Below are 7,339 nucleotides of genomic sequence, written 5' to 3'. Positions count from 1 at the left end.
GGCTTGTCCCGCCTTGGGCTGCGTAGCAGCCCCAGTAAAGCTGAATGCGGTGTATCAGAAACTCCATAGCGGCTGTTTTGGGGCCGCTACGCGGCCCAACGCGGGACAAGCCCGCTCGCCACAGGGAGATTTATCAGAGGCTGAAAAGTTGTGTAGATATCCATGCCCCGATGCGGGAGTGTCAGTTGATGCATCTGTAGCTGACCCACTGCCATCAGGGGGCAAGTCGAACCGTCGCACCGCCCCTCCCACATTTGGATTTGCATACCTCAGGTAGACCTCGGCCTGAGCTAAAGGCCAATCTCGAAAAGACATTATTTATATGAATAAAAAAACTAAAAAATAATAAAATTAGAGAATATTAGCTTATATCAAAACAGCATTGTATTTTCAAAACCCATTCCGTTATGTTTGATCGCAACAGCCTACCCCTGACCTCGGATGGTACCCAGCGTAATCAAGATTCTGCGCGCCATAACCGGGTGATCATCCCCGCAGCAGAATCGTTGGAAGGGAGTTCAACGTATGTTGCCAATTCAAACCCAGCGCCACACCTAGTCCCCAATCGCCGCAACCCCCCTGAAAAAAACCGAGCACCGCGCCCGCCCGCGTGACTGCCCGACTTCGCGATTTGGAATGTCTGGAGTGGCTATGAAGCAAGTCTTACAACCGACCGCCATCCTGGCGCTGGCAATCCTGGCCACTACCGCCCGGGCCCAGGACGACAGCACCCTTTCCACCGTGGTGGTCACCGGTAACCGTGGCGCCGAACAACGCACGGTCACCAGCAGCCCGGTGCCGATCGATGTGGTCAGCGCCAAGCAATTGCAGAGCACCGGCAAGCCCGGTTTGATGGAGGCGTTGAGCGCGGTGATCCCATCGCTGACCCTGCCGGAAAAAACCGGTTGGGACGCCAGCGGCATCGCCCGTGCGCCGAACCTGCGCGGCATGAGTGCCGCCGAAGTGCTGGTGCTGGTCAATGGCAAGCGCCGCCACACCGCGGCCACCCTGAACATCAACGGCATCAACACCGGCGCCGCGCCGGCAGACCTGGATTTGATCCCGATCAGCGCCATCGACCACGTCGAAGTCCTGCGCGACGGGGCCGCCGCCCAGTACGGCTCCGATGCCATCGCCGGGGTCATCAACGTGATCCTCAAGGCCGACACCAGTGGCACCTCGGTGACCAATGTCGGCCAGGGTTACGACGGCAAGAAACAGACCGTGCAGCAAAGCCTCAACAAGGGCTTCGAGATCGGCAACGGCGGCATCGTGCAGTTGGCCCTGGACGCGCGCAGTCAGAACGACGACAACAAGGCCAGCGCCAATGGCTACACCTACGCCCAGGCCTTTGAGCAGGCCGGCCGCTCCACCTATGGCGGCTACGGCACACCGAAGACCAACCTGCTGACCCTGGGCTACAACGCCGAATTGCCGATCGACGACAGCTTCAGCCTGTATTCCTTCACCACCTATTCGCGGCGCAAGGCCGAGCAGGGCCAGAACTTCCGCCTGCCGACCATCACCAACACCATCACCACCGGGCCTAACGGTTACCCCGGCGGCTACACGCCGACCTGGTATATCGACGAGGACGACTTCCAGGCCGCATTCGGCGGTAAAGGCACCGTCGGCGAGTGGGACTGGGACCTGTCCACCACCTACGGACGCAACGAGGCGGAGCAGGGCACCACCCATAACCAGAACCCATCCCTGGGCGAGGCCACGCCGAACAGCTTCACCTCCGGTACCTGGATTTCCACCGAGCTGACCACCAACCTCGATTTCAAGCGCGGCTTCGACATCGGCCTGCAAAAGCCGCTGGACCTGAGCTACGGTTTCGAACATCGCCGCGACACCTACGAGGTGCAGGCCGGTGACTATGAGTCCTACGCCAACGGCGGCTACTGCGTGGCACCGGGTAACTGTGCGTCGTCCGGGGCCCAGGTCACCAACGGCATCTCGCCGGATGAAGAAAGCAGCGCCTCGCGCAACAGCCTCGCCAGTTACGTCGACGTGGGCTTCAACCCGGTGCCGGACTGGTACGTGGGTACCGCGTTTCGCTACGAGCATTACAACCAGGGCGTGGGCGCTACCCGCAGCGGCAAGCTGACCACCCGCTACGACTTCACCCCGCAATTCGCCGTGCGCGCCACCGTGAGCAATGGCTTCCGTGCACCGTCCCTGGCCAACAGCCTGTTCAGTGCGCGATCCACCACCTATGGCGTGGTCGACGGCGTGTACCAGTCGATCAACTACGGCGTGCTGCCGGTAGGTTCGGCCGCTGCCCAGGCCTTGGGGGCGCAGGAACTGAAACCCGAGCGTTCCACCAACTTCAGCCTGGGTTTCACGCTGACCCCCAGCGATCGCCTGAGCTTCACCGCCGACGCCTACGTGATCAACCTGCGCGACCGCATCACCCTCACGGGCACCTTGCTCGGCCCGGAAATCACCCAGGTGCTGCAAGGCAATGGCATCACCTCCACCTCCGGCGGCCAGTACTTCATCAACGGCGCCGACACCCGCACCAAAGGCCTGGACCTGGTCGGCAACTACAGCCAGGACCTCGGCCCCTATGGCGCGCTGAAATGGACCGCCGCGTTCAACTGGAACCAGACCAGAATCCTCAACTACAAGGAATCCACCACGATCCTGGGCACGGCCTATGACCTGATGGACCGCCAGGCCCGCAACCTGATCACCGGCGTGCAGCCCAGCACCAAGCTGATCCTCGGTGGCGACTGGAGCATCGAACGCTTCAACCTCAACCTGGCCCTGACCCGCTACGGCTCTTACAAAGAGGTCAACGTCTCCGCCGACCGCAGCCTCGACCGGGTCTACAGCGCCAAGTGGATCACCGACCTCGATCTTGGCTACAACCTCACCAAAGACCTCAACGTGGCCATCGGCGCCAAGAACCTGTTCGACGTCTACCCGAAAAAACAAGGTGTACCGAGCAGCACCATGGTCAGCAGCTACGGCACCTATTCGCCCTACGGTTTTACCGGCGGGTACTACTACACCCGCTTGACCTATGCCTTCTAGGCCGAGGAATACATCATGCCCATCGTTGCCAAATCCTATGACCTGATTGACTCGCCCGGCGCGCTGCGCCAGGCCCGTGTGTCCACACCGATCAAAGCCCTGCAGGTGGTGCCCGCGCGGCACCCCTGGCGCTGGGCCGGGTCGATCTTTGCCGCGCTGGTGCTGCTCGCCATCGCCCATTCCCTGGCCACCAACCCGCGCTGGGAGTGGGGCGTGTTCGGCCAGTGGTTCTTCTCGCCGTCGGTGCTGCGTGGCCTCGGCCAGACCCTGTTGCTGACGCTGCTGAGCACGGTGTTCAGCGCCATCCTCGGCACTGCGCTGGCGTTGGCGCGGCTGTCGGGCTCGCCGCTGCTGGCGGCCCTGGCCTGGGGCTACATCTGGTTTTTCCGCTCGATGCCGGCGCTGCTGGTGCTGATCATCCTCTACAACTTCGCCTACCTGTACGACCACATTGTCCTCGGCGTACCGTTCACCAGCGTGGTGTTCGCCGAGTGGTCGACGGTGGACGTGCTCAGCCAATTCACCGTGGCCGTACTGGGCCTGAGCCTGATGCAGGCGGCGTACGCGGCGGAGATCATTCGCGGCGGCCTGATCGGTGTGGATGCCGGCCAGCATGAAGCGGCGGCGGCCCTGGGCCTGCCGGCCTCGCGGCGGATCTTCCGGATCATCCTGCCCCAGGCGCTGCGCTCGATCCTGCCGTCGGGGTTCAATGAAATCATCGGCCTGGTCAAGGGCACCTCCATCGTCTACGTGCTGGCCCTGCCGGAGCTGTTCTACACCGTGCAGGTCATCTACAACCGCACCCAGGCGGTGATCCCGTTGCTGATCGTCGCCACCGTCTGGTACCTGATCATCACCACCGTGCTCACCAGCGCCCAGTACTACGTCGAGCGGCATTTCGCACGGGGTACGGCCAGGGTGCTGCCGCCCACGCCATGGCAACGCGTGCGCCGCTGGCTGAAGGAGAACACCCATGAGTGAAGCCCGCGCCGGCCGTATCCAGATCCAGGGCGTGGGCAAGCGCTTTGGCAATCAACAGGTGTTGAAAGACATCGACCTGACCATCGATCCGGGCAAGGTCACGGTGATTCTCGGGCCGTCCGGCTCGGGTAAATCCACCTTGCTGCGCACCATCAACCACCTGGAAAAGATCGACAGCGGGCACATCACCATCGACGGTGAATACGTCGGCTATCGACGCAAGGGCGACCTGCTTTACGAGCTCAAGGAACGCGAGATTCTCAAGCGCCGTATCGACGTCGGTTTTGTGTTCCAGAACTTCAACCTGTTCCCGCACCTCACCGCCTGGGAAAACGTCGCCGAGGCGCCGCTGGCGCACAAGCGCTGGAGCAAGGCCGACGCCCAGGCCAAGGCCACCGCACTGTTGGCCAAGGTTGGCCTGGCGGACAAGGTCGATGCCTACCCACGCCAGCTTTCCGGCGGCCAGCAACAGCGCGTCGCCATTGCCCGCGCACTGGCGCTGGACCCCAAGGTGCTGCTGTTCGATGAACCCACCTCAGCCCTCGACCCGGAACTGGTGGGCGAAGTACTCGACGTGATCAAGGGCCTGACCCGGCTGGGCGTGACCCTGGTGATCGTCACCCACGAAATCGGCTTTGCCCGCGAAGTGGCCGACCACGTGGTGTTTCTCTGCGACGGCGAGTTGATCGAAGAAGGCCCGCCCGAACAGATTTTCCGCCAACCCCGACATCCCCGCACCGTGGCCTTTCTCGGCAAGGTGCTTTAGTTCAAGGAGTGACTGCCCATGTTCATCAACATCACCCGCGTGGCCCTGCTGGCGCTGGCCGTCAGTGCTGCGCAAAGCGCATTCGCCGTGCAACAGGTCGACCTCAGCCCCGACCGCCCACGCATCCATGTGCCGCGTAACGAAGCGGCGATTGCGCAGATCCCGCCGGGCTTCAAGTTCGCCCAGCCGGGCAAGTTCACCGTGGCCGTGTCCGGCGTGGCAGGGCCGCCCCTGGCGCTGCTGGCCAGCGACGACAAGACCACCATCGGCAGCGAAGCCGACACCGCGCAACTGGTGGCCGACAGCCTCGGCCTGCAACTCAATGTGGTGCAGACCAGCTGGGAAGACTGGCCCCTGGGCGTCAGCTCGGGCAAGTACGACGCGGTGATCAGCAACGTCACGGTGACCGAGGCGCGCAAGAAGCGCTTTGACTTCGCCACCTATCGCCAGGATGTGCTCGGCTTCTACGTCAAGACCACCAGCAAGATCAGCGAGATCAAGCAGGCAGCCGATATTGCCGGGCTGAAGATCATCGTCGGCTCCGGCACTAACCAGGAAAAAGTCCTGCTGGCCTGGAACGAGGCCAACGAAAAGGCCGGCCTCAAACCCGCGCTGTTGCAGTACTTCGACGACCAGGCCGCCGCGCAACTGGCGGTGCAGTCGGGGCGCAGCGATGCGCTGTTCGGGCCCAACTCGGTGTATGCCTATTCGGCGGCGATCACCGGCGGCATCAAGCGCGTCGGCACGGTGAACGGTGGCTGGCCATTGCAGGCGGACATTGCCGTGACCACCCGCAAGGACAACGGCCTGGTCAAGCCGATCCACACCGCCCTGGAAGGCGCGATTGCCGGCGGCCAGTACGAGCAGGTGCTGCAACGCTGGGGCCTGGATGTGGAACGCGTCGACAAGTCGCTGATCAACCCACCGGGCCTACCGGATTAAGGAGCAATCGACATGGGACTGACACGACGTGAAGCGTTGTCGAGCATCGCTGCGGTAGGCGGCGAAAAAGCCGTCAAGGATGCACTCGCGGTACTCGGCCTCGGGCCGTCATCGCACCGCCGACCGCAACCGTTGAAACTCAAGGACGGCCTGGGGCAGGGCACCCGCGTGCTGGTGCTGGGCGCCGGGATTGCCGGGCTGGTCACCGCCCTGGAACTGACCCGCGCCGGGTTCAGCGTGCAGGTGCTGGAAGCCCGTGAGCGGGTCGGCGGTCGCACCTGGACAATCCGCCATGGCGACCGTGTGGACTACCAGGATGGCCGTACGCAGACCGCCGCGTTCGAGCCGGGGCATTACTTCAACGCCGGGCCGGCAAGGATTCCCAGCCAGCACCGCACGATCCTCGATTATTGCAGTGAGTTGGGGGTGCCGCTGGAAGTGCTGGTCAACAGCAGCCATGGCGCCCAGGTGCGGCCGGATGTGAACCAGCCGGCCTTCAGCGTCGGCCAGGCGATCAACGATGCGCGCGGGCACGTGTCCGGGTTGCTGGCCAAGGCGGTGCAGCGCGATGCCCTCGACGATGTGCTGAGCGCCGAGGAGCGCACGCGCTTGCTGGCGTTTTTGCACGTGTATGGCGACCTGTCCCAGGAGCTGGCCTTTGAGGGCACGATCCGTTCGGGGCACCTGGAATCCCCGGCACATCCCGGCGCCTTGCCCGCCAGCCGCAGCCCGTTGGCACTGGACCAACTGCTGCACCCCGAGCTGTGGGGCGCCTTGCTGCACACCGAATTCCCGGAGTTTTCGGCGACCATGTTCCAACCGGTGGGTGGCATGGACCGCATCACCGACGCCTTCTACCGGCGCGTCAGCGATCACGTGCAACTGGGCGCCCAGGTGCGCCAGATCCGTCAGTTGGAAAACGGCGTGGCCGTGACCTACCACGACCAACGCAGCGGTCGCGAGCAGGTGGTACGCGCCGACTATCTGGTCTCGACCTTGCCGCTGCCATTGCTGGCCAAGCTCGACACCGACTTCAGCGACCCGATCAAGGCCGCCTTGCTCAGCACCCGCAGCGACCAGGCCACCAAAGTGGCGTGGCAGTCCCCACGCTTCTGGGAAACCGACTACCGCACCTACGGCGGCCTGTCGTGGATCGAACACCCGGCGCGCCTGCTCTGGTACCCGAGCAACGACCTCAACACCCGCGAGGGCCTGCTGGTGGCCGGCTACGTGACCGGGGAGGGCGCCGATGCGTTTGGCGCGCGACCGTTCGACCAGCAGTACGCCACCTCCAAGGAAGCGGTGGAACTGCTGCATCCGGGCTACTCCAGGCACCTGCGTCACCCGCTGGCGGTGTCCTGGGAACAGATCCCCTTCAGCGAAGGCCCGTGGCTGCAACGTGAACACTTCCCGGCCGATGCCAGCGCCTTGCTCGAAGAAGGCCACGGCCGCGTGTACTTCGCCGGCGACGGCCTGGTGCAAAGCGGCGTGGGCATCTGGCAGGAATCGGCGGCCAACTCGGCGCGGCATGTGGTCGCGCAACTGGCTGAACGCGTGACCCAACAACGACAGGTCGCGGCACTCGCCGCCTCTTAAGGAGACACA

General features: G+C 63.7%; 5 protein-coding genes. All 5 read left to right on the top strand.

Going from position 1 to position 7,339, the window contains the following annotated elements; genetic code table 11:
* Positions 1-651 precede the first annotated feature (651 nt).
* From J1N02_RS03275 to J1N02_RS03255, 5 genes are read left to right on the top strand one after another with little or no spacing between them, the layout of a single operon-like run.
* Positions 652-3,045 carry a TonB-dependent receptor plug domain-containing protein gene (locus tag J1N02_RS03275; protein ID WP_092354846.1) on the top strand — a complete coding sequence of 798 codons (2,394 nt, stop codon included), beginning with the start codon at positions 652-654 and terminating at the stop codon, positions 3,043-3,045.
* Positions 3,046-3,060: 15 nt separating this feature from the next.
* On the top strand, positions 3,061-4,026 hold the full coding sequence (locus J1N02_RS03270; RefSeq protein ID WP_027607424.1) for an amino acid ABC transporter permease: 966 nt from the start codon (positions 3,061-3,063) through the stop codon (positions 4,024-4,026).
* Positions 4,019-4,792: an amino acid ABC transporter ATP-binding protein gene (locus J1N02_RS03265; protein ID WP_027607425.1), complete on the top strand. Its 774-nt coding sequence runs from the start codon at positions 4,019-4,021 to the stop codon at positions 4,790-4,792. Before J1N02_RS03270 ends, J1N02_RS03265 begins: the two co-directional genes overlap by 8 nt.
* Before the next feature lie 18 nt (positions 4,793-4,810).
* The gene (locus J1N02_RS03260) at positions 4,811-5,734 is read left to right on the top strand and encodes an ABC transporter substrate-binding protein (protein WP_027607426.1); all 924 of its coding nucleotides are present in this window, start codon (positions 4,811-4,813) and stop codon (positions 5,732-5,734) included.
* Between the two features lie 12 nt (positions 5,735-5,746).
* Positions 5,747-7,330, top strand: coding sequence for a flavin monoamine oxidase family protein (locus J1N02_RS03255; protein ID WP_108574152.1), 1,584 nt, complete (start codon positions 5,747-5,749; stop codon positions 7,328-7,330).
* Positions 7,331-7,339: the final 9 nt, after the last annotated feature.

It is taken from the genome of Pseudomonas sp. NFX5 (assembly GCF_049132125.1).
Taxonomy (GTDB): Bacteria; Pseudomonadota; Gammaproteobacteria; order Pseudomonadales; family Pseudomonadaceae; genus Aquipseudomonas; species Aquipseudomonas marginalis.
The sequence above is the reverse complement of the archived record's forward strand: the minus strand, read 5'-3'. Positions and strand labels throughout refer to the sequence as shown.